16 protein-coding genes are annotated in these 18,866 nt (G+C 72.4%); 9 read left to right on the top strand and 7 right to left on the bottom strand.

What is annotated here, in order from left to right; all coding sequences use genetic code 11:
• Nucleotides 1–19 precede the first annotated feature (19 nt).
• Entirely contained in the window at nucleotides 20–805 is a 786-nt protein-coding gene (locus tag ABZ027_RS11470) for an aspartate/glutamate racemase family protein (RefSeq protein WP_356766828.1), read from the bottom strand.
• 16 nt (nucleotides 806–821) lie between these two features.
• On the opposite strand from ABZ027_RS11470, the gene ABZ027_RS11475 reads away from it, so the two are divergent.
• On the top strand, nucleotides 822–2,042 hold the full coding sequence (locus ABZ027_RS11475) for a glycosyltransferase (protein ID WP_356766830.1): 1,221 nt from the start codon (nucleotides 822–824) through the stop codon (nucleotides 2,040–2,042).
• 4 nt (nucleotides 2,043–2,046) lie between these two features.
• Here ABZ027_RS11475 and ABZ027_RS11480 read toward each other — a convergent pair whose 3' ends face one another.
• The gene (locus tag ABZ027_RS11480; RefSeq protein WP_356766892.1) at nucleotides 2,047–3,306 is read right to left on the bottom strand and encodes a TerD family protein; all 1,260 of its coding nucleotides are present in this window, start codon (nucleotides 3,304–3,306) and stop codon (nucleotides 2,047–2,049) included.
• Nucleotides 3,307–3,604: 298 nt separating this feature from the next.
• Here ABZ027_RS11480 and ABZ027_RS11485 point away from each other — a divergent pair, with 298 nt between their 5' ends.
• From ABZ027_RS11485 to ABZ027_RS11500, 4 genes are all read left to right on the top strand, one after another.
• Entirely contained in the window at nucleotides 3,605–4,045 is a 441-nt protein-coding gene (locus ABZ027_RS11485) for a DUF6643 family protein (protein WP_356766832.1), read from the top strand.
• Between the two features lie 40 nt (nucleotides 4,046–4,085).
• On the top strand, nucleotides 4,086–4,928 hold the full coding sequence (locus ABZ027_RS11490) for an MOSC N-terminal beta barrel domain-containing protein (RefSeq protein WP_356766834.1): 843 nt from the start codon (nucleotides 4,086–4,088) through the stop codon (nucleotides 4,926–4,928).
• Between the two features lie 162 nt (nucleotides 4,929–5,090).
• A complete protein-coding gene (locus tag ABZ027_RS11495; protein WP_356766836.1) occupies nucleotides 5,091–5,696 on the top strand; it encodes a hypothetical protein in 606 nt (201 codons plus the stop codon).
• A 111-nt stretch (nucleotides 5,697–5,807) separates the two neighbouring features.
• Nucleotides 5,808–8,243, top strand: coding sequence for a right-handed parallel beta-helix repeat-containing protein (locus tag ABZ027_RS11500; protein WP_356766838.1), 2,436 nt, complete (start codon nucleotides 5,808–5,810; stop codon nucleotides 8,241–8,243).
• Here ABZ027_RS11500 and ABZ027_RS11505 read toward each other — a convergent pair.
• Nucleotides 8,213–10,573, bottom strand: coding sequence for a hypothetical protein (locus tag ABZ027_RS11505; RefSeq protein WP_356766840.1), 2,361 nt, complete (start codon nucleotides 10,571–10,573; stop codon nucleotides 8,213–8,215). The two genes, ABZ027_RS11500 and ABZ027_RS11505, sit on opposite strands and share 31 nt — an antisense overlap.
• Nucleotides 10,574–10,863: 290 nt before the next feature.
• Here ABZ027_RS11505 and ABZ027_RS11510 point away from each other — a divergent pair, with 290 nt between their 5' ends.
• Together ABZ027_RS11510 and ABZ027_RS11515 are read left to right on the top strand one after the other, a co-directional pair.
• On the top strand, nucleotides 10,864–11,694 hold the full coding sequence (locus tag ABZ027_RS11510) for a DeoR/GlpR family DNA-binding transcription regulator (RefSeq protein WP_356766842.1): 831 nt from the start codon (nucleotides 10,864–10,866) through the stop codon (nucleotides 11,692–11,694).
• A 62-nt stretch (nucleotides 11,695–11,756) separates the two neighbouring features.
• Nucleotides 11,757–12,230 (top strand): SRPBCC family protein, encoded by a 474-nt coding sequence (locus tag ABZ027_RS11515; RefSeq protein WP_356766844.1) that lies wholly within the window; start codon nucleotides 11,757–11,759, stop codon nucleotides 12,228–12,230.
• A gap of 50 nt (nucleotides 12,231–12,280) precedes the next feature.
• On the opposite strand, the gene ABZ027_RS11520 is transcribed toward ABZ027_RS11515, so the two are convergent.
• Nucleotides 12,281–13,402, bottom strand: a complete 1,122-nt coding sequence (locus ABZ027_RS11520) for a PLP-dependent cysteine synthase family protein (RefSeq protein ID WP_356766846.1) — start codon at nucleotides 13,400–13,402, stop codon at nucleotides 12,281–12,283.
• A gap of 343 nt (nucleotides 13,403–13,745) precedes the next feature.
• Between ABZ027_RS11520 and ABZ027_RS11525 the strand changes: the two genes are divergently transcribed.
• Together ABZ027_RS11525 and ABZ027_RS11530 are read left to right on the top strand one after the other, a co-directional pair.
• The gene (locus ABZ027_RS11525; protein WP_356766848.1) at nucleotides 13,746–14,069 is read left to right on the top strand and encodes a hypothetical protein; all 324 of its coding nucleotides are present in this window, start codon (nucleotides 13,746–13,748) and stop codon (nucleotides 14,067–14,069) included.
• A gap of 187 nt (nucleotides 14,070–14,256) precedes the next feature.
• The gene (locus ABZ027_RS11530; protein ID WP_356766850.1) at nucleotides 14,257–14,805 is read left to right on the top strand and encodes an ATP-binding protein; all 549 of its coding nucleotides are present in this window, start codon (nucleotides 14,257–14,259) and stop codon (nucleotides 14,803–14,805) included.
• Nucleotides 14,806–15,218: 413 nt separating this feature from the next.
• Here the strand turns inward: ABZ027_RS11530 and ABZ027_RS11535 are convergent, their stop codons facing one another.
• Genes ABZ027_RS11535 through ABZ027_RS11545 form a run of 3 tightly spaced genes read right to left on the bottom strand, consistent with a single transcriptional unit; the run spans nucleotide 15,219 to nucleotide 18,822 of the window.
• A complete protein-coding gene (locus tag ABZ027_RS11535) occupies nucleotides 15,219–17,780 on the bottom strand; it encodes an ABC transporter permease (RefSeq protein WP_356766852.1) in 2,562 nt (853 codons plus the stop codon).
• A complete protein-coding gene (locus ABZ027_RS11540; protein WP_356766854.1) occupies nucleotides 17,777–18,535 on the bottom strand; it encodes an ABC transporter ATP-binding protein in 759 nt (252 codons plus the stop codon). Before ABZ027_RS11540 ends, ABZ027_RS11535 begins: the two co-directional genes overlap by 4 nt.
• Complete coding sequence (locus ABZ027_RS11545; RefSeq protein WP_356766856.1) at nucleotides 18,532–18,822, bottom strand: SHOCT domain-containing protein; 291 nt, start codon at nucleotides 18,820–18,822, stop codon at nucleotides 18,532–18,534. The genes ABZ027_RS11540 and ABZ027_RS11545 overlap by 4 nt, the downstream gene beginning before the upstream one ends.
• Between the last annotated feature and the right edge of the window lie 44 nt (nucleotides 18,823–18,866).

The following is an 18,866-nucleotide window of genomic DNA, read 5'->3' on the forward strand; positions in this document are numbered from 1 at the left end:
TTATCGGGCTCGGCGGACGTCAGCGCGCGGGGCTGACCGACGTGAGGAGCCGGCCTTCCGCGTAGGCGAGAGCAGCCTCGGGAAGGACGCCCTCACGGCCGCTGAGCAGCACCGTCAACGTGCCGTCGGCGGTGGCCCGCGGGGCGGGCTGCTCACCCAGTCGGCGCAGCGCCTGGGCGGCGACCGCCCCGGCGGATCCGTGCAGGACGAGCGGCGGGAAGCCGGGGCGCTGCACGGCCGCGCGGATGCGCTCGGTCACCAGCTCGTAGTGGGTGCACCCGAGGACGACGGTCGTCACGTCGTCGGGGGTCAGCGCCGCGGCCGCGGCGACGGCGGCATCGACGGCCGCCTCGTCCGCGTGCTCCACCGCTTCCGCCAGGCCGTAGCAAGGCACCTCGGTGACCGGTACGCCGTCGGCGAAGTCCTCGATGAGTCCGCGCTGGTAGGGGCTGCCGGTGGTGGCGGGCGTCGCCCAGATCGCGAAGGGGCCGCCGCCCGCCGCGGCCGGCTTGATCGCGGGAACCGTGCCGATGACCGGTATGTCGGGTTCCAGCAGGGTCCGCAGAGTCGGCAGGGCGTGCACGGTGGCGGTGTTGCAGCCGACGATCAGGGCGTCGGGGCGCCGCGCGGCGGCGGCCTCGGCGACGGCCACGGCGCGCCGGGTGAGGTCCTCCGGGGTCCGCGGGCCCCAGGGCATTCCGTCGGGGTCGAGGGAGAGCACCAGATCGGCGTCGGGCCGTAGACGCCGTACCGCGGTAGTGGCCGCCAGCAGACCGATTCCGGAGTCCATGAGCGCGATCTTCACCCCGCCACGATAGACGATGCCCCCTGTGCGGGCCGGGCCGGTGGGGCAGACTGCGCGGGTGAGCGCCATCGTGTGGATCGCCGCCGGATCACTCGCCGCCTGGCTGTGGTTGCTGCTCGGCCAGGGCTTCTTCTGGCGTACGGACGTCAGGCTGCCGCCCGGGCGGGAACCGGAGGTCTGGCCGTCCGTCTGCGTCGTCGTTCCCGCCCGTGACGAGGCCGCGGTACTGCCGGCGAGCCTGCCGTCGCTGCTGGCGCAGGACTATCCCGGGCCGGCCGAGGTCTTCCTCGTCGACGACGGCAGCACGGACGGCACCGGAGAGCTGGCGCACGAGCTGGCACGGCGGCACGGCGGACTCCCGCTGACCGTGACCTCCCCCGGCGAGCCGCCCGCGGGCTGGACCGGAAAGCTGTGGGCGGTGCGCCACGGTATCGGCCTGGCACGTGTGCGGGGCCCCGAGTACCTCCTGCTGACGGACGCCGACATCGCGCACGCGCCGGACAGCCTGCGGCAGTTGGTCGCGGCGGCCGGGCCGGGCGGCTTCGACGTCGTCTCACAGATGGCGCGGCTGCGGGTCGAGAGCCTGTGGGAACGGCTGGTGGTACCGGCGTTCGTGTACTTCTTCGCGCAGCTGTATCCCTTCCGCCGCATCGGCCGGAAGCGGGGGCGGACGGCGGCCGCGGCGGGCGGCTGTGTGCTGCTGCGCGCCGAGGCCGCCGAGCGGGCTCGGATCCCGGAGGCGATCCGGCACGCCGTCATCGACGACGTGGCGCTGGCGCGGGCCGTCAAGGGCGGCGGCGGTCACATCTGGCTGGGGCTGGCCGAACGGGTGGACAGCGTCCGCCCGTATCCGCGGCTGCGTGACCTGTGGCGGATGGTGTCGCGCAGCGCGTACGCGCAGTTGCGGCACAACCCGCTGCTGCTCGCCGGTACGGTGGCCGGGCTCGCGCTGGTGTACCTGGTGCCGCCCGTGGCCGTGGTCGTGGGTGCGGCCAGGGGGTGGACGGCGGCAGCGGTGCTGGGCGGCCTCGCCTGGTCGGTGATGACCGGGACGTACGTCCCGATGCTCCGTCACTACCGGCAGCCGCTGTGGCTCGCTCCCCTGCTGCCGTTCACCGCGTTCCTCTATCTCCTCATGACGGTGGATTCCGCGGTGCAGCACTACCGGGGGCGCGGCGCGGCCTGGAAGGGCCGCACCTACACGCGTCCCGAGACTGTCGTCGGCGACGAGAGCTGAGCGCTCACTTGCGTCCCGGGGTCCAGTTCATGCCCCACCCGTAGGCACGGTCGACGGTCCGCTGCGGGCTCACGCCGCGCTCGGGCACCAGGTAGCGGGCCTCGCGCCGGACCACCAGGTCGCCGCCGGTGTTGGTGATGAGGGCGAGCGCGCACACCGTCGAGGGGACCGTGCACTCGTCGAGGGAGAAGTCGACGGGTGCGCCGTGCTGCGGCTGGAGCGTGACCGTGGCGTGCAGGTCGGCGAAGGAGCGCGCCCCTTGGTAGATGGTCACGAAGACGAGGACCCGGCGGAAGGCCTGCGTGTGGTCGAGGTTCACGGTGAGGTTCTCGCCGCCGGCGACGGCGCCGGTGCGGTCGTCACCGTCGAGGTGGATGTACGGCGGCTGGTGCAGGGCTCCGAAGGCGTTGCCCAGGGCCTGCACGACTCCCTTGCTGCCGTCACTGAGTTCGTACAGGGCACACAGGTCTAGGTCAAGGTCCGCGTGCGTGGCGACCGCTCGGCCGAGCTTGCTGCCCCAACCGGAGAACTGTTTGTGGACCTCCCAGTTGAGGTTCACCCGCAGGGCGCCCGAGGTGCCGCCCTGCTTGGTGAGCGAGACGGACGGGGCCGCCTTGGTGAGCGTCACCTTCGTCAGGCGGACGGGTGCGGTGGGAGGTGCCGAGGGAGGCGGCGGAGGCGGGGGCGTGGGAGGGGTGGTGACCGGAGGTGCGACGGGTGCGGCGGGAGACGGGGCGGTGTGCTGGGGCTCGTCCACGGTGATGCCGTAGTCCGTGGCGAGGCCCGCCAGCCCGCTGCCGTAGCCCTGGCCCACGGCCCGGAACTTCCAGGCGCCCTGGCGGCGGTAGAACTCACCGAGCACGAAAGCGGTTTCGACGGTGGCGCCGGGGCTGTCGAAACGGGCGGCCACCGTGTCCCGCTCGGCGTCCCTGACCTCGATGTAGAGCTCGGGGACGGCGGCGAAGGTGGCGCCGTCGGCGGAGGCGGCCAGGACCACGGTCTCGATCGCGGGCTCCATGCGCGCGAGGTCGACGACCAGCGTGTCGGTCACCCTGCCGCCCTCCTCCCGCTTGCCCTCGTACCGGACGGTGCCCGAGGAGTGCAGCGGCTGGTTGTAGAAGACGAAGTCACCGTCGGAACGGACCTTTCCGGCCACCAGCAGCAGCGCCGAGGCGTCCACGTCGGGCACCCCCGGCCCCGAACGCCAGCCCAGTTCGACGCGCAGGGCCGTCGTAGGCACCGGAGCGTTGGATCCTTTCGGCATCGACATGCCAGCCCCCATCACGTGTCAGCGCGCCAGGCCGTGCCCGGGCCGCCCCGTCCTGTTGTCTACCCGTCAACCTATTGCCCGGGACGCCGAACTCCCATGGGCGGTGCGGGAAGACGGTCCCCGACTGGCCGGTAACCCGCCCGGAACTCGGCTTTTACCAAAACGTCGCCGTGCGCGCCGCCCCTTTTTGCCACGTTCGCTCACATTGGGTACCCCGCGTCACCCCCGACACAGAAAACAACCCTCTTATCGGTCTCCCCAACCAGCAGATCGTGGGCTTAACTTATGTGCCATGACCTCCCCCCGCTCCACTTATGGCGGCGGCTACTACTCCGCCTCCTTCCCGGACACCCCGATCTACGACTCGCTCGTGGCCGAGCGGGGCACCCCGCAGATCGCCCCGATCCGGGTCCCCGCCGAGTACGCCACGCCGGGCAGTCACCTGCCGGCGCTGCCGTCGGCACTGCCCGCTCTTCCCTCCGGCCCCTCCCAGCCCTCCTACGGTTACCCGCAGGCGCAGCAGCCGGCCCCGCTCCAGCAGGCGCCCGCCGCGTACATCCCGCAGCAGGCCGGCATGGAGCGCGGCTACCCGAGCCAGCAGCCCCAGCAACCGCGTCCGGCAGGGGCCGGTATGGCCACCGGCTACGAGGCGATGCGCCCCGCGGCTCCGCGCCCGGCGCAGCCGAACTACCAGGACCCGTACAACCAGCAGCAGTACCGCGGCGGCTACTGACGGGTCTCGGGTTGTCCGTGCCGCCTGGCACGATGGCCCCATGGGGAACCCGCGATTGCAGTCGATTCACGTTCATCCGGTCAAGGCGTTCCGGAGCCTGGCGCTCCAGGAGGCCGATGTGGAGCCCTGGGGGCTGGCGGGGGACCGGCGCTGGGTACTGATGGACGACAGGGGAAAGGTCGTCACGCAACGCCAGCAACCACGCCTCGCGCCTGCCGTCGCCGAGCTTCTGCCCGGCGGCGGCGTCCGGCTGTCCGCACCCGGGATGGAATCCTTGACGGTTCCCGTTCCGAGGCCGAGCGGCACGGTGCCCGTGGACATCTTCGGGGACACGGTCGAGGGAGTCCTGGCCGAGGGCGAGGCGGCGCACGCCTGGTGCAGCGCGTATCTCGGCATCGACGTGCGGCTGGTCCACATGGACGACCCGGCAACCCGTCGGCCGGTCGACCCGCAGTACGCGCTGCCCGGTGAGACGGTGTCCTTCGCCGACGGCTTTCCGCTGCTGCTCACCTCCGCCGCTTCCCTCGACGCCCTCAACTCCTTGATCGCCGAGGGTGATCACGCGCACGAGGGCCCGCTGCCCATGAACCGTTTCCGGCCGAACGTGGTGGTGGCGGGCACCGAGGCCTGGGCCGAGGACGACTGGTCGCTCGTCGCGATCGGCGAGGTCACCTTCCGGGTCGCCAAGGTGTGCGGGCGGTGCGTCGTGACCACGACCGACCAGGCCACCGCCGAACGTGGCCGGGAACCCCTGCACACCCTCGGCCGGCACCGCCGTCTCGACGGCAAACTCGCCTTCGGGCAGAACCTGGTGCCCCGCTCCCGTGGCACGATCCGGGTCGGCGATCCGGTCACCGTCCTCGATGGCCCGGAAGTCGCCTAGGCGAAGATCCCGGGAACCCGGCCCGGGGGTCCGGGCGTTGGGATTTCCGTGAGAAGTTCATGAGAGGACCCGGCGCTGGTGATTTCGCTCTCTCTTTGACCGGGTCCGCGCGTGAACAGCAGTGTCGGGGGTTATCACGGAGCGGGAAGGGGGTGCGGGAGGGTGCGCGCAATCACCGGACTCTGGCGTTGGCGGCACAACCCGCTGCGCCGGGGAACCGATCTGGCGGAGGCCTGGCTGTGTCTGGCGGCTCTGCTGCTGGTCCTGGTCGCCGGCCCGGTGCTCGGCTGGCTCGTCGGCGGCGTCGCCCAGGACGCGCTGCAGCGCTCCGTCCGCGAGCAACGCGAGTCCCGTCACGAGGTGACGGCGACCGTGGTCCGTGAACTGGGCCGCTTCCCGCTGGACACCGACCCCGAGACCACCGCCGGGCGGGACCTGCGCAGCCGGGTGACCGCCGACTGGACCGGACCGGACGGGACAGCCCAGCACGGCACCGTGCTGGCCGCGCTGCGCAGTCCGCACCCCGGCGACCACTTCACGCTGTGGACGGACCGGCACGGCCGGATGGCGGCCCGCCCGCTGGACTCCGCCACCGCCACCACCCACGCCGTGCTCGCCGGAGTCGGTGCGGCCCTGCTGACCGCGGGCGTCGTCGAGGCCGGCCGACGACTGGCGCTGTGGCGCATGGTCCGTCGCCGGTACGCCCGTTGGGACCGGGCCTGGGACCGGGCGGGCCCGGACTGGGGCAGGACCGGCACCGGCAGCTGACGGCCTTCCGGCTCTGGTCAACCCACGGTCTGCGCGCACGCTACGGTGGACCGGCCGAACACTTTCGGCATCGACAACCCGCGTACCACGAGGTGGGGGCACAGCAGCGCCATGGCACAGGGCACCGTCCAGGTGACGCACACCGGCACATCGAGGTGGCGGCGCCGCACAGGTGAGTACGCGTCGCTCGCCGCCGCCCTGGAGGCCGCGGCCGACGGCGACGTCCTCACCGTCGCCCCCGGCACCTACCGGGAGAACCTCGTCGTCCAGCGGGCGGTCACGCTGCGCGGCCCGGACGGCTCCCCCGGGTCGGTGCGGATCGCGCCCGTGGACGGGGTGCCGCTGACCGTGCGGGCCTCGGCCGTGGTCCAGGACCTGCACATCGAGGGCCAGGACGCCGCCGCGCCCGCCCTGCTCGTCGAGGAGGGCACGCCGGAGCTCACGGACGTACGGATCGTCACGCGGTCGGCGTCCGGCATCGAGGTGCGCGGCGGCGCGCGGCCGACGGTGCGCCGCTGCACCGTCGACAACCCGGCCGGCATCGGCATCGCGGTACTCGACGGCGGCGGTGGGGTGTTCGAGGAGTGCGAGGTCGTCGCCGCAGGCCAGGCGGGCGTCGCCGTACGCGGCGGCGCGCACCCGCGCCTGGACCGCTGCCGGGTGCACCACACCTCGGGGGTGGGCCTGTCCGCGACCGGTGAGAACTCGGCGCTGGAGGCGGTGGGCTGTGAGGTCTTCGAGGTCCGCGGCAGCGGTGTCCAGGTCACCGGCCGGGCGACCGCCCACCTCACCGACTGCGATGTGCACCGCACCACCGCCGACGGTGTCACGCTCGACACGGACGCCGTGCTGACCCTGGCCGACTGCCGTATCCACGACATCCCGGAGAACGCGGTCGACCTGCGCTCACGTTCGGTGCTCACGCTGACCCGGACGACGGTGCGTCAGTTCGGCCGCAACGGCCTGTCGGTGTGGGACCCGGGCACGCGGGTGGACGCCAACCAGTGCGAGATCTTCGACAGCACCGGTGACTACCCGGCCGTCTGGGTCAGCGACGGAGCGACCGCCGTACTGGACTCGTGCCGGGTGCACGACGTGCCGGACGCCCTGTTCGTCCTCGACCGCGGCTCCCGCGCGGACGTCGTCGACAGTGATCTCTCCCAGGTCCGCAACACCGCCGTTTCGGTGAGCGACGGCGCCACCGCCCAGCTCGACGACTGCCGGATCCGGGACGCGGCGACGGGTGCCTGGTTCCGTGACCACGGCAGTGGCGGCACCCTCAACAACTGCACCGTGGACGCCACACAGACCGGCGTGATCGTCACCAAGGGCGCCGACCCGACGATCGAGCGCTGCACGGTCGACTCCCCCGCGGAGGCGGGCTTCTACGTCTCGGCGGGCGGCCGCGGGAGCTTCCTGAACTGCCGGGTGACGGGCAGCGGCGGCTACGGCTTCCATGTGATCGACGGCTGTCGTACGACCCTGCGGAAGTGCCGCACGGAGCGCTGCGCGCGCGGCGGGTACGAGTTCGCGGACGCCCCGGACGCGGCATCCGGGGCGGGCCCCCTGGTGGAGGACTGCACCAGCGACGAGAGCGGCGGCCCGAGGCCGCCCGCCGCGCGGGCGACCGCCGTGGAGACGGTGCCCCACTCGCCGAGTCTGCTGGGTTCCATCCCCGGGCAGCGCAGCACCGAGCAGGTCCCGCTGGTCGCCGCTCCGGAGCCTGAGCAGCCGGTGCGGACCTCGAAGGCCGTGCTGGGTGAGCTGGACGCGCTGGTGGGCCTGGACAGCGTCAAGCGCGAGGTACGGGCCCTCACCGACATGATCGAGGTGGGCCGGCGCCGTCAGCAGGCCGGTCTGAAGGCCGCGTCCGTCAAGCGCCACCTCGTCTTCACCGGCTCCCCGGGCACCGGAAAGACGACGGTCGCCCGCCTCTACGGCGAGATCCTCGCCTCCCTCGGGGTTCTGGAGAAGGGCCACCTGGTCGAGGTGTCCCGCGTCGACCTGGTCGGCGAGCACATCGGCTCCACCGCGATCCGCACGCAGGAGGCGTTCGACCGGGCGCGCGGCGGAGTGCTGTTCATCGACGAGGCGTACGCGCTGTCGCCGGAGGACTCGGGCCGCGACTTCGGCAAGGAGGCCATCGACACGCTGGTGAAGCTGATGGAGGACCACCGGGACGCGGTCGTGGTGATCGTCGCGGGCTACACCGCCGAGATGGAACGGTTCCTGTCGGTCAACCCGGGTGTCGCCTCCCGTTTCTCACGGACCATCACCTTCAGCGACTACGACCCCGAGGAGCTGCTGCGGATCGTGGAGCAGCAGGCCGAGGAGCACGAGTACCGGCTGGCGCCGGGCGCCACGGACGCACTGCTGAAGTACTTCACGACGCTCCCCAAGGGCCCCGCCTTCGGCAACGGCCGTACCGCCCGGCAGACCTTCGAGGCGATGGTCGAGCGGCACGCGAGCCGGGTCGCCCACCTCGACGACCCGAGCAAGGACGACCTGACGCTGCTCTACGGCGAGGACCTGCCCGACTCGCCCTGAGCCCCTCCTTCGCGTCGTGGAGTGGGCAGGTCGGGCCGCAGTCGGCCGAGCAGCCGTTCCCGTTCCTCGGCGAAGGCGGGGTCGGCCTGGTAGTCGGAGTGGCCGAGGATCGGCGCGGGCAGGGGGTGACGCGCCGTACGGCCGTACACGAGCGGGTCCTTGAGAGCCTCTCGGTCCACCTCGGGACCGCAGGCGCCGGTCAGGCGGACGGGGCCGCCGATGGGGTCGGTGGACCTGTACAGGTTGCGCCAGCAGTCCACGTCCTGGTGCAGGGCGCTGAGCGCAGCGGGGCCGAAGTGGGCCGGGAACCAGCGGCCGTAGAGGCGCTCCAGCGGGGAACCGTAGGTCAGCAGCGCGACGCGTCTGCGGACGGACGGGGTGAGCTGCCAGGCCGCGGCGGCGGCGAGGACGCTGCCCTGTGAGTGACCGGAGATGACGAGCCGGCCACCGGTGGCCCGGGTCCAGGTCGCCATCCGCCAGGTCAGGTCGGGTACGGCCCGCTCGGCGTAGCAGGGCGGGGCGAAGGGGTGGGCGGCGCGCGGCCAGAAGGTGCCGACGTCCCAGAGGATGCCGATGGTGCGGCGCGCGGAGGGATCCTTGTAGGCGCGTCGGCCCCAGGTGACGAAGAGTATGAACCCGAGTCCGATCAGCCAGGAGCCCAGCGCCTGAGAGGTCTCGGCGGCGCTCTCGACGACGGCGTACGACCGCTGGGCCGCCGCGCCGGGTGTCTGGTCGGTGGTCATCGCGCCGACCAGGGCCGCGGCCCCCAGAAGCAGGGTCGCGGTGGAGGTGACGGCGACGATCAGGGGCGCGCGGTCGGTGAGGGTGGCCATGGCGCGGATGCGGGCGATGCGGCGGGTGCGGGTGAGGTCCTGCGGCTCGTCGGGGTAGTCGCGCTCCACCGCGGCCATTTCGAGACGGCGCAGAAGCCAGGTACGTCGTCCCAGCCAGCCGAACAGCGCCAGCAGTCCGAGGAGCAGCGGCGGGATCACCGACGCCTGCCAGGTGAGCAGGACCGGCGGGCCGGGGATGTTGGTACCGGTGCCGTCCAGCCAGTCGGAGACACGTTGGGAGACGCCGCCGGACATGACCCCGCCCAGCGCACAGGCCAGCATCGCGACCGCCGGACCGCCCAGCCCGCGCATCGCGGCGCGCGAGTCGGGGTGCGCGCGGTGCAGTACGCGGGCGACGACGCCGAGGGCGATCACCAGCAGGCCCTGGATCAGGGCGATGCCGCCGAAGGTCGTGTCGCCGGGGAGCCGGCCGGCCGACGTCCATTCGGGGCGCTCCCAGCCGGCGTACACCGCGGCGAGGACCAGCAGGGCGACGGCGGCGAGCGGCAGCCGTCGTACGACATGCTGGTCGAGTTGCCGGTCGAGGCGGTGCTCGCTGCGGCCCCTGCGGCACACCACCCACACCACGCCGGCCGCGGCCACGGCCAGCGCCGCCTCCAGGAGCCGGCCCAGGACGTCGAGGAGTGCGGGGCCGCCGGGCCGGTGGTCGAAGCGCGCGGCCGAGGTGCCCACCGCCGCGGCGACCGTCAGCAGGCCGGCGGCGGTGTGGGCGGCGCGCAGCCGGGCGACCAGGCGGCGTCCGTACCAGAACCCGGGCCGGCTCAGTGCGGTGCGGCCGGTCTCCTCCTCGGGCTCCGGGGGGCGGGACATCGGCTGCTGGGACTCGTAGGCGCTCCAGGTGCGGTGGGACAGGTACCACAGCAGGGCGGTGAGGGCGGCCGGGACCAGCGCGGCGACCACGAGACGACGTCCGGGCCTGCTCCACCAGCCGCCGTCCGAGGTCACGGGTGACAGGAACCCGAGCCAGGAGTGCCGCTCGGCGCACGCGCGGGTGCCCGCGCACTGCCAGGCCGCGAGATCCAGGGCGACCTCGCAGGCGGCGGCGACCAGCAGCACGGTCAGGGTGAGGCCGGCGAGTCGTACCAGCAGGCCGTACAGGCGCACGGTCCGTCTGCGGCCCCGGGCGGTGGGGCGCATCCAGTGGGCGAGGTTGACGACCATGAACGGCAACAGCAGCAGCCACAGGGCGCGGGTGCCGTTGCCGGAGGTGAGGTTGCACCAGACGTAGGCCTCCGGCACCGGCCGCCCTCGGTGGTCGGCGGGCCGGGACTCGGCGTCGGCGTCCTCGGCGCGCCGGAAGACCGCCGCGATGTCGTCGCCGGAGATCCGCACCGTACGCGGATCGTCCAGCATCTGTTCTGGTGTGGTGCCGCCCACTCCGTGGACCAGGAGTTCCAGGGCGGTTCCGGCTTCCCCGGGCTGCGGAACACAGTCGTCCGCTCTCCGGGTCGAGGCATTGTCCTGCGCAGGTTCCACTGTTCGCACTTCCCCCGTGACGCGCCGTCGGCATCTGTCCGTGCGGCACCAGGATCGCCCCTGGGAAGCGCGGCGCACACCCTCCGTCACGGATTGTCCCCGATCCGTGTGACAGCCGAGGCCCGGATGTCGCCTCGGTGACATGCGGGAGTCCGGACGGTCAGTGGCGCCACCCGGCGTGGCGCGTGCGAGGATGGGGCGTCCGCGCACCGGGGACGGGCAAAATGCCCTAGTCGGAGCTTGTGCGCGTGGCGTGTCGGGCGGCTTGAGGCGAAAGGACCGGAGCGTACGTGAGTGAGAATCAGAACCTCCTCGCGGAGCAGCGGCGCGCCCTGATCCTGGACGAGGTCCGACGCCGTGGTGGTGTCCGCGTCAACGAGCTGACCCGCAAGCTCGGCGTGTCGGACATGACGGTGCGGCGCGATCTGGACGCGCTCGCCCGGCAGGGTGTGCTGGAGAAGGTGCACGGCGGTGCCGTCCCGGTGGTCGAGGCGAGCACGCACGAGCCGGGGTTCGAGGCGAAGTCGGGTCTGGAGCTGTCCGCCAAGGAGGACATCGCACGGGCCGCGGCCGAGCTGGTCACGTCGGGCAGTGCGATCGCGCTGTCGGGCGGTACGACGACATACGCGCTCGCGCACCAGCTGGTGGACGTCGCGGATCTGACCGTCGTCACCAACTCGGTGCGGGTGGCCGATGTCTTCCACGCTGCGCAGCGCACCTCGGGCCCCCGGCAGGGCGCGGCCACGGTGGTGCTGACCGGCGGGGTGCGCACTCCGTCGGACTCGCTGGTGGGGCCGGTGGCCGACCAGGCGATCGCGGCGCTCCACTTCGACTTGCTGTTCCTGGGTGTGCACGGGATATCGGTCGAGGCCGGCCTGTCCACGCCGAACCTCGCGGAGGCCGAGACCAACCGGCGGCTGGTGCAGTCCGCGCGGCGGGTCGTGGTGGTCGCGGACCACACCAAGTGGGGGACGGTGGGCCTGAGTTCCTTCGCGGCGCTGGAGCAGGTGGACACGCTGGTGACGGACTCCGGGCTGTCGGGCTCGGCCCGCGCGGAGGTGTCGGAACATCTGCGGCGGCTGGTCGTGGCGGGCGAGCCGGACGACGCCGCAGACAGGTGACTGGCCGTCAGCTAGGGTGATACGGCCCGGTCAACTGCCCTTCTTCCGCGGGGGTTTCGCCCATGGCTCGTCAACTGCGTCCGGTGGAACTTGAGTTCGTCGAGGTCGCACCCGTACGTTTTTTCTTCGAGCAGGAGATGTCCGCCGCCCCGGAAGCCGTCTTCGGCGCCCTCGCCGACGACGTGCCCGGCTGGTCCGAGTGGTTCGCGTCGGTGACGTCCGCCCGGCCCGTCGACGGCGGGGCCCGGCGTGACATCCGGCTCAAGGGCGGGGGCCGCTTCCTGGAGACGGTGATCGCCGTCAAGCCGCCCGAGGTGTACGGGTACCGTGTCGACCGGACCAACGCGCCGGGAGCCCGCGCGCTGGCCGAGGAGTGGCGGCTCATCCCCTCGGGCGCCGGCACCCGGGTGCGGTGGACCTTCGCCGCCGACGGGACGGCGGCTTTCCGGCTGGTGGTCAGGCTCGCCCGCCCGGGCCTCGGACGCGCCTTCCGGGGTGCCGTCATCTCGCTGGACCGGCGGCTGGCCGCAGGCTGAGACCACGGGTCAGCGGGGAGAGGGCGTGCGGGCGGCTTCCCCGACATCGCCTAGCGCCAGACGCCTGTCTCCAGTAGCGAGGTGATGGCCGTGGTGTACGGCGCGATGTCCAGGCCCTGCTCGGCAAGCCAGGCGTCGGAGTAGTACTTGTCCAGGTAGCGGTCGCCCGGGTCGCACAGCAGCGTCACCACGCTCCCCTGCCGACCCTCGGCCACCATCTCGGCGACGATCTTCAGCGCGCTCCAGAGCCCGGTGCCGGTCGAGCCGCCCGCCCTGCGGCCGATGGCCCGCTCCAGGGCCCGTACGGCGGCGACGCTGGCGGCGTCCGGGACCTTCATCATGCGGTCGATCGCGCCGGGCACGAAGCTCGGCTCCATCCGGGGGCGGCCGATGCCCTCGATACGGGAGCCGCAGTCGCACGTGACGTCCGGATCGCCGGTGGTCCATCCCTCGAAGAAACACGAGTTCTCCGGATCGGCGACACAGATCCGGGTGTCGTGCTGCATGTAGTGGACGTAGCGCGCGAGGGTCGCCGAGGTGCCGCCGGTTCCGGCCGTGGCGACGATCCACGCGGGCTCCGGGAACCGCTCCAGCCGGAGTTGGCGGAAGATGGATTCGGCGATGTTGTTGTTGCCGCGCCAGTCCGTGGCCCGTTCCGCGTAGGTGAACTGGTCCATGTAGTGGCCGCCGGTCTCCACCGCGAGGCGGGCGGACTCCTCGTACATTGTGCGCGGGTCGTCCACGAAGTGGCACCGTCCGCCGTGGAACTCGATCAGGCGGATCTTCTCGGCGCTTGTCGTGCGCGGCATCACGGCGATGAAGGGCACGCCGATCAGCTTCGCGAAGTACGCCTCGGACACCGCCGTCGAACCGCTGGACGCCTCGATCACCGGGCGCCCCGGCCGGATCCAGCCATTGCACAGACCGTAGAGGAACAGCGACCGGGCCAGCCGGTGCTTGAGGCTGCCGGTCGGGTGGGTCGACTCGTCTTTCAGGTAAAGGTCGATGCCCCACCGCTCCGGCGTCGGGAAACGGAGCAGATGGGTGTCGGCCGAGCGGTTGGCGTCGGCCTGGACCTTGCGGACGGCTTCTTTCAGCCAGTCGCGGTAGGCGGCGTCGCTGTGGTCGACGTCGAGGGTTTCGCCGGTCCGGGTCTGTTGGGGGGTGCTCACGGCGGGGCTCCTTAAGCTGCGCGCCGACGGCGCGTCGCGCGGCCGACACACCGATCATAGACACCTCTCGCACGCTTCCCACCTGCATAAACACACCTTTGAGCACCTCAAAGGCACCCCTGGGGGAGCACGGAGCGCAGACCTGGGGGCGCATTCACGCGAGTGCTCCGGACACTCGCGGCGAGGGGACCGTGCACACTGGTGCTCGGCGGCGGGGGCGGGCAGACTGCCCGACGGGGCGAAGGTCCCGAGCGGGGGCGCACACTGGACCACGACGCGAACAGGACAACGGCCCATGCGGGAGCGGGGGTCGGTGCCCACACGCACGAGGGGGCGGGGCGGGATGGCGGAGCCTGAGTTCACGGCGAAGGGCGTGCGGATCGGGAAGTGGCTGCGCTCGCTCACCCGGGCCGGACAGGTCCGGATCAGCGACGGCAGGCTCGAGTTGCTCACCAGTTACGGCAGTGAGATCGACAGCGCGCCGGTCCAGGCGGTCCGCGCGTCCAAGCCCTGGTTCGCCCCGGAGGACCGGGCCCTGGCGGACCTCAACGGCAAGCGCTACCTGCTGACTCTCCGCGAGCACGATCCCGCTCCCGGCGAGCCGGGGCCACCCGCGGCACGCCGCTTCATCGAGGCCGTACGGAAGGCTGCGGGGCGTAGCCGCTGAGTCACCATGAGTTGCGGGACCGCGCCCCTTACGTCACGCTGGTCTCACGTCACTCTGGGTTTACCGGCGACAACGCTGCGAACCAGCCCCGCCGGCCACGACAGCAGGCGGCTGTGGCACGCAGACACTTGCTGGATCGATCCGAACTCCGTGTTCTTCCGGACCTCTACGTCGGGGAGTCGCAGCCGTGATCAGTCACCCAAGCAGGCACTGCACGGTGGAGCTCCAAGCCCTGCCGTCGCGGATCGGCCAGGTCCGCAGAATCGTATCGGCGCAGTTGCGCTACTGGCATCTCGATCCGCTCATCGACCGGGCGGCACTCGGTGTGACCGAGTTGTTGACGAACGTCCACCGGCATGCCAAACCCGACAAGACGTGCACCGTGGAGATCGAGCTGGTGCTGGACCGGCTCAAGGTCTCGGTGCGCGACCACGACCCGCGTCTGCCGGTCGTGGGATCCATCGAGGACGCGGACACGCTCGCGACGTGTGGGCGTGGGCTCGCGATGGTCGCCGCGGTGAGCGAGAGCTGGGGTGTGCGGCCGGACGGCGAGTCCGGAAAGGTCGTGTGGTTCACGCTGCCGACGACGACATCGACGTCCGCACGGGCGAATTCCGCGCGTCCGCCGCGGCGCAAGGTCGTCGAGAAGCCCGCGCACCGCTTCACGGAGGCCGAGCAGCCGGTCGACCTGCGCAGGCCGGAACACGCTCCCGCCCGGTCGGCCGTTGCCGGTTGACCGGGCGGTGACCACTGCGCCAGCGGGGCGCTGCGCTCGCTTGCACTGATCCCTCCGGAGGGGGGCCGCGCGGAGGGGCCGCGCCCCCCGCCCCCCGGAGCGGGCGGCGGCATGGAGCTGATCGCCGTGGGCCGCCCGGCCGGCTCGGCGACCGCCCACCAGGTACCTCGGGCCGGGCCACCGCGCGTCGGGCGCGGACGGCCGCTCCATGAGCGTAAGTCGCGGCCAGCCACACGGAATTGGCCGTACGGGCACCCTGGAAGTGGCTGTCCGCCTGCCGTGGCTTCACTCCGTGGCGACGGAATCGGTTGTCGGGCAGCGCCGGCACTGGCTGCCCGCCTGCCGTGTCTCACTCCGTGGCGACGGAATCGGCCGTCGGGCAGCGCCGGCACTGGCTGCCCGCCTGCCGTGTCTCACTCCGTGGCGATGGCTCGCAGCACGTCCAGGTGAGCCGCGCGCCGGGCCGGGCGCAGGCCCGCGAGGGCGCCGGTCGTGACGCCGATCAGCGCCACCACGCCGAGTCGCAGCGGTGACACCGCGAAGGCGAAGGCGCTGTCGCTCGTACCGTCCGAGGCCTTGACCAGCACCCACCCGAGGAAGGTGCCCAGGGTGAGCCCGCCGACCGTACCGAAGGCGGCCACCAGGACCGACTCCCAGCGGACCATGGCGCGAAGTTGGGACCGGGTCTGGCCGACGGCCCGCAGGAGGCCCAGTTCACGGGTGCGCTCGTGGATCGCCAACGTCAGGGTGTTGGCGATGCCGAGGAGCGCGATGAGCACCGCGAGGGCGAGCAGCGCGTAGACGAGGGTCAGCATCATGTCGATGCCTCCGGCCGAGGACCGCGCGTACTCGTCGCGGGTCTGCACGTCGGGGTTGCCGTACTGGTCGGCGACCTTCTGCACGGCGGCCTTGCCCGCGTCAGCGCTCACGCCGTCCTTGAAGGTGACGGCGAGGAGGGTGTCGGAGTCCTGGATGCGGTGCGGGGCCCATGCGGCGCGGGTGATGACGTACTCGCCCGCGAGTTCGGACCGGCCGTAGACCGCCCGGACGGTGAAGGTCTCCTTCGTGCCATCGGTGAAGGTGAGGTCGGTCTTGTCGCCGGTCCTCAGGCCCAGTTTGTCGGCCTCGCTCCCGGTGAGGGCGATGCCGTCCGTGCCGAGGCCGCGCAACGAGCCGTCGATCGAGCCGAGGTCGAAGGTGCGCTCCAGCGCGAGGGGGTCGGTGACGGTCAACGCCTGTCCCCTTCCGTCTACTTCGGCGACCCCGCGGCCGAGTCCTACGGCCGTGTCCACCTCGGGCAACCGCTGGACCGCTCCGGCGAGCCGGGGGCTGAGACCGCTGCCGCCCGCGCCGAACGACGGGGTGCTGACGGCGACGTCACCGGCGAACGACCGGGACACGGTCTGGTCCATGGTCGCCTTCAGCGACGCGCCGAACACCGTGAACAGCGACACCACGGCCACGCCGATCATGAGCGCGCCGGCGGTGGCCGCCGTCCGCCTGGGGCTGCGGAGGGCGTTGCGCCGGGCAAGCCCGCCGGTGACGCCCCGCACCTTGTCGAGGGGGCCGCCGAGGACGCGTACGACGGTGGTGGAGGCGACCGGGCCGAGTACCACGAACGAGGTCAGGGCCAGGACGGCGCCGGTTCCCGCCAGCCAGAGGGACGGCGACACCAGGACGCCGGTGAGGGTGACGGCGACCGCGAGGGCGGCCAGGCCCATGCCGGTGACGGCACGGACGCGGGAGGCCCCGGAGGTGTCGACCGCGGTCTCGCGCAGGGCGGCCAGCGGCGCGGTACGGCCGGCTCGCACGGCGGGCAGCAGGGCGGACCCCAGACAGACCACGACGCCGACCGCGAGGGGCAAGGCCATCGACACGGAGCTGATCACCAAGTCCCCCTCGGGGAAGGGGAATCCGATGGCCGGGAACAGCGCCTGCAGTCCGGCCGCGATGCCGATGCCGCCCGCCAGACCCACGGCCGACCCGACCACGGCCACAACGCTCGCCTCGACGAGGGTGGCTGCGGTGACCTGTCGGCGTGCGGCGCCGAGGGCACGCAACAGGGCGTTCTCCCGCGTGCGTTGGGCGACGACGATCGCGAAGGTGTTGTGGATGGAGCAGGTCGCCACCAGCAGGGCGACGCCGGAGAACACGAGCAGGAGAGCGGTGAAGACGGTGAGGAACCGGCTGGCGATCATTTCGGTGTTCTCCTCGGCGGACTCCTGACCGGTGATGGCCTCGACCCCCTTGGGCAGCACGGAGGTCAACCGGTCGACGAGTTCCCGCTGGCTGACGCCGGGGTCGCCGCGTACCAGGATGCTCGCCGCCTCGCCGGGCCTGGCCGTGAGGTACTTCTCCGCGTCGGCCCGGGTCATGCCGGTGAAGGTCACCTGGGCCATGCCGTCCTCGCCACCGAAGGTCGCGAGGCCGACGATGGTCACCTTGACGGGGTCGGGGGTCCGCAGGGTGGTCGTGTCGCCGATCCTCAGGTGGCCCTTGTCCGCGGTGCCGCGGTTGACGACGACCTCGCCGGACCTGGCCGGAGCGCGGCCCTCGGCGAGCCGGTACGGGTTGAGCTCCGGGTCGGTGATCCAGTTGCCGGCGCGGGTGGGCGGGCCCTGGCCGCCTATGGGCTTGCCGTTCGCGCCCACGAGCTGGCCGGCGCCCTGGATGTCGGGCGCGGCGGCCGCGACGCCCGGGACCTTCCCGACTGTGTCCGCGAGGTCCGTGGCGACGGGCTGCCGTACGCCCTGGCTCTCCCCGGGGGTGGTGATGTCGTCGGCGCTGCGGACCACCGCGTCGGTGCCGCCGGTCGCGTTGCCGAACATGGTGTCGAAGGCCGCGCGCAACGTGTCGCCCATGACGAGCGTTCCGGCGAGGAAGGCCACGCCGAGGAAGACCGCGAGGAACGTTCCCGCGAAGCGCCGCTTGTGGCCGCGCAGGGAGGACACGCTCAGACGTACGGCGGCGTTCATGAGGGCACCTCGAAGGCTTTCATGCGGTCCAGCACCTTGTCGGCGGTCGGGGATTCCAGGCGGTCGACCAGGCGCCCGTCGGCGAGGAAGACGACCTCGTCGGCATGGGCGGCGGCGACCGGGTCATGGGTGACCATGACGACCGTGCGGGCCGTCCGGCGCGCGGCGTCACCGAGGAGGCCGAGGACCTCCTCACCCGAGAGGGAGTCGAGGTTGCCGGTCGGTTCGTCGGCGAAGACGACGTCCGGCCGGCCGGCGAACGCGCGGGCCACGGCGACGCGTTGCTGCTGGCCACCGGAGAGTTCGGCGGGCCGGTGGTGGAGCCGCTCGCGCAGGCCGACGGCGTCCACGAGCGCGTCGATCCACTCCGGGTCGCCCCTGCCGCCCGCGAGGTCCAGCGGCAGGGTGATGTTCTCGGCGGCGGTCAGCGTCGGCACCAGGTTGAACGCCTGGAACACGAAGCCCACGCGGTCGCGCCGCAGCAGGGTGAGGCGACGGTCGTCGAGGGTGCCCAGCTCGGTGTCGCCGATGTGGGCGGAGCCCGAGGTGAGCGTGTCGAGGCCGGCCGCGCAGTGCATCAGGGTGGACTTGCCGGAGCCCGAGGGCCCCATGATCGCGGTGAAGCGGCCGGCCGGGAAGTCGACGCTCACCCCGTCCAGGGCCCTCACTCCGGTGTCGCCGTCGCCGTACACCTTCACGGCGTCGACGACCCGGGCGGCCGGCCGCGTGCCGGTCGTGATCGTCGTGGCGGTCATGCCGCGCCACCCTTGCCGGTACGGCCGAACTGCTCGTCCAGGACCGACAGTCGGCGCCAGTACTCGTCCTCGTCGATCTCGCCGGAGGCGAAGCGGCGGCCGAGCATCGCGATCGGTGAGTCGCCGGAGGGGCCGGTGTCGGTCATCGCGCGCCACGGTCCACGGCGGCGGCGCCAGACGGTGCGGCGCAGGACGGTGACGACGCCGATCACGACGGCCGCCCAGATCAGCGGGAAGAACAGGATCCACGGGCCGGGTCCGCCGTCCCAGTTCGCCAGGGTCTGCATCTCGGGTCATCTCCTCGGTGAGGTCTTTCGGTGAGGTATTGCGC

It is taken from the genome of Streptomyces sp. NPDC006332, from assembly GCF_040612855.1.
Taxonomy (GTDB): domain Bacteria; phylum Actinomycetota; class Actinomycetes; order Streptomycetales; family Streptomycetaceae; genus Streptomyces.

Excerpts from the sequence above, each read along its gene's own strand:
- ABZ027_RS11545 (WP_356766856.1), bottom strand. The coding sequence starts at position 18,822 with ATGCAGACCCTGGCGAACTGGGACGGCGGACCCGGCCCGTGGATCCTG.
- ABZ027_RS11525 (WP_356766848.1), top strand. The coding sequence starts at position 13,746 with ATGGCGGAGCCTGAGTTCACGGCGAAGGGCGTGCGGATCGGGAAGTGG.
- ABZ027_RS11540 (WP_356766854.1), bottom strand. The coding sequence starts at position 18,535 with ATGACCGCCACGACGATCACGACCGGCACGCGGCCGGCCGCCCGGGTC.
- ABZ027_RS11535 (WP_356766852.1), bottom strand. The coding sequence starts at position 17,780 with ATGAACGCCGCCGTACGTCTGAGCGTGTCCTCCCTGCGCGGCCACAAG.
- ABZ027_RS11485 (WP_356766832.1), top strand. The coding sequence starts at position 3,605 with ATGACCTCCCCCCGCTCCACTTATGGCGGCGGCTACTACTCCGCCTCC.
- ABZ027_RS11515 (WP_356766844.1), top strand. The coding sequence starts at position 11,757 with ATGGCTCGTCAACTGCGTCCGGTGGAACTTGAGTTCGTCGAGGTCGCA.
- ABZ027_RS11480 (WP_356766892.1), bottom strand. The coding sequence starts at position 3,306 with ATGCCGAAAGGATCCAACGCTCCGGTGCCTACGACGGCCCTGCGCGTC.
- ABZ027_RS11500 (WP_356766838.1), top strand. The coding sequence starts at position 5,808 with ATGGCACAGGGCACCGTCCAGGTGACGCACACCGGCACATCGAGGTGG.
- ABZ027_RS11475 (WP_356766830.1), top strand. The coding sequence starts at position 822 with ATGCCCCCTGTGCGGGCCGGGCCGGTGGGGCAGACTGCGCGGGTGAGC.
- ABZ027_RS11490 (WP_356766834.1), top strand. The coding sequence starts at position 4,086 with ATGGGGAACCCGCGATTGCAGTCGATTCACGTTCATCCGGTCAAGGCG.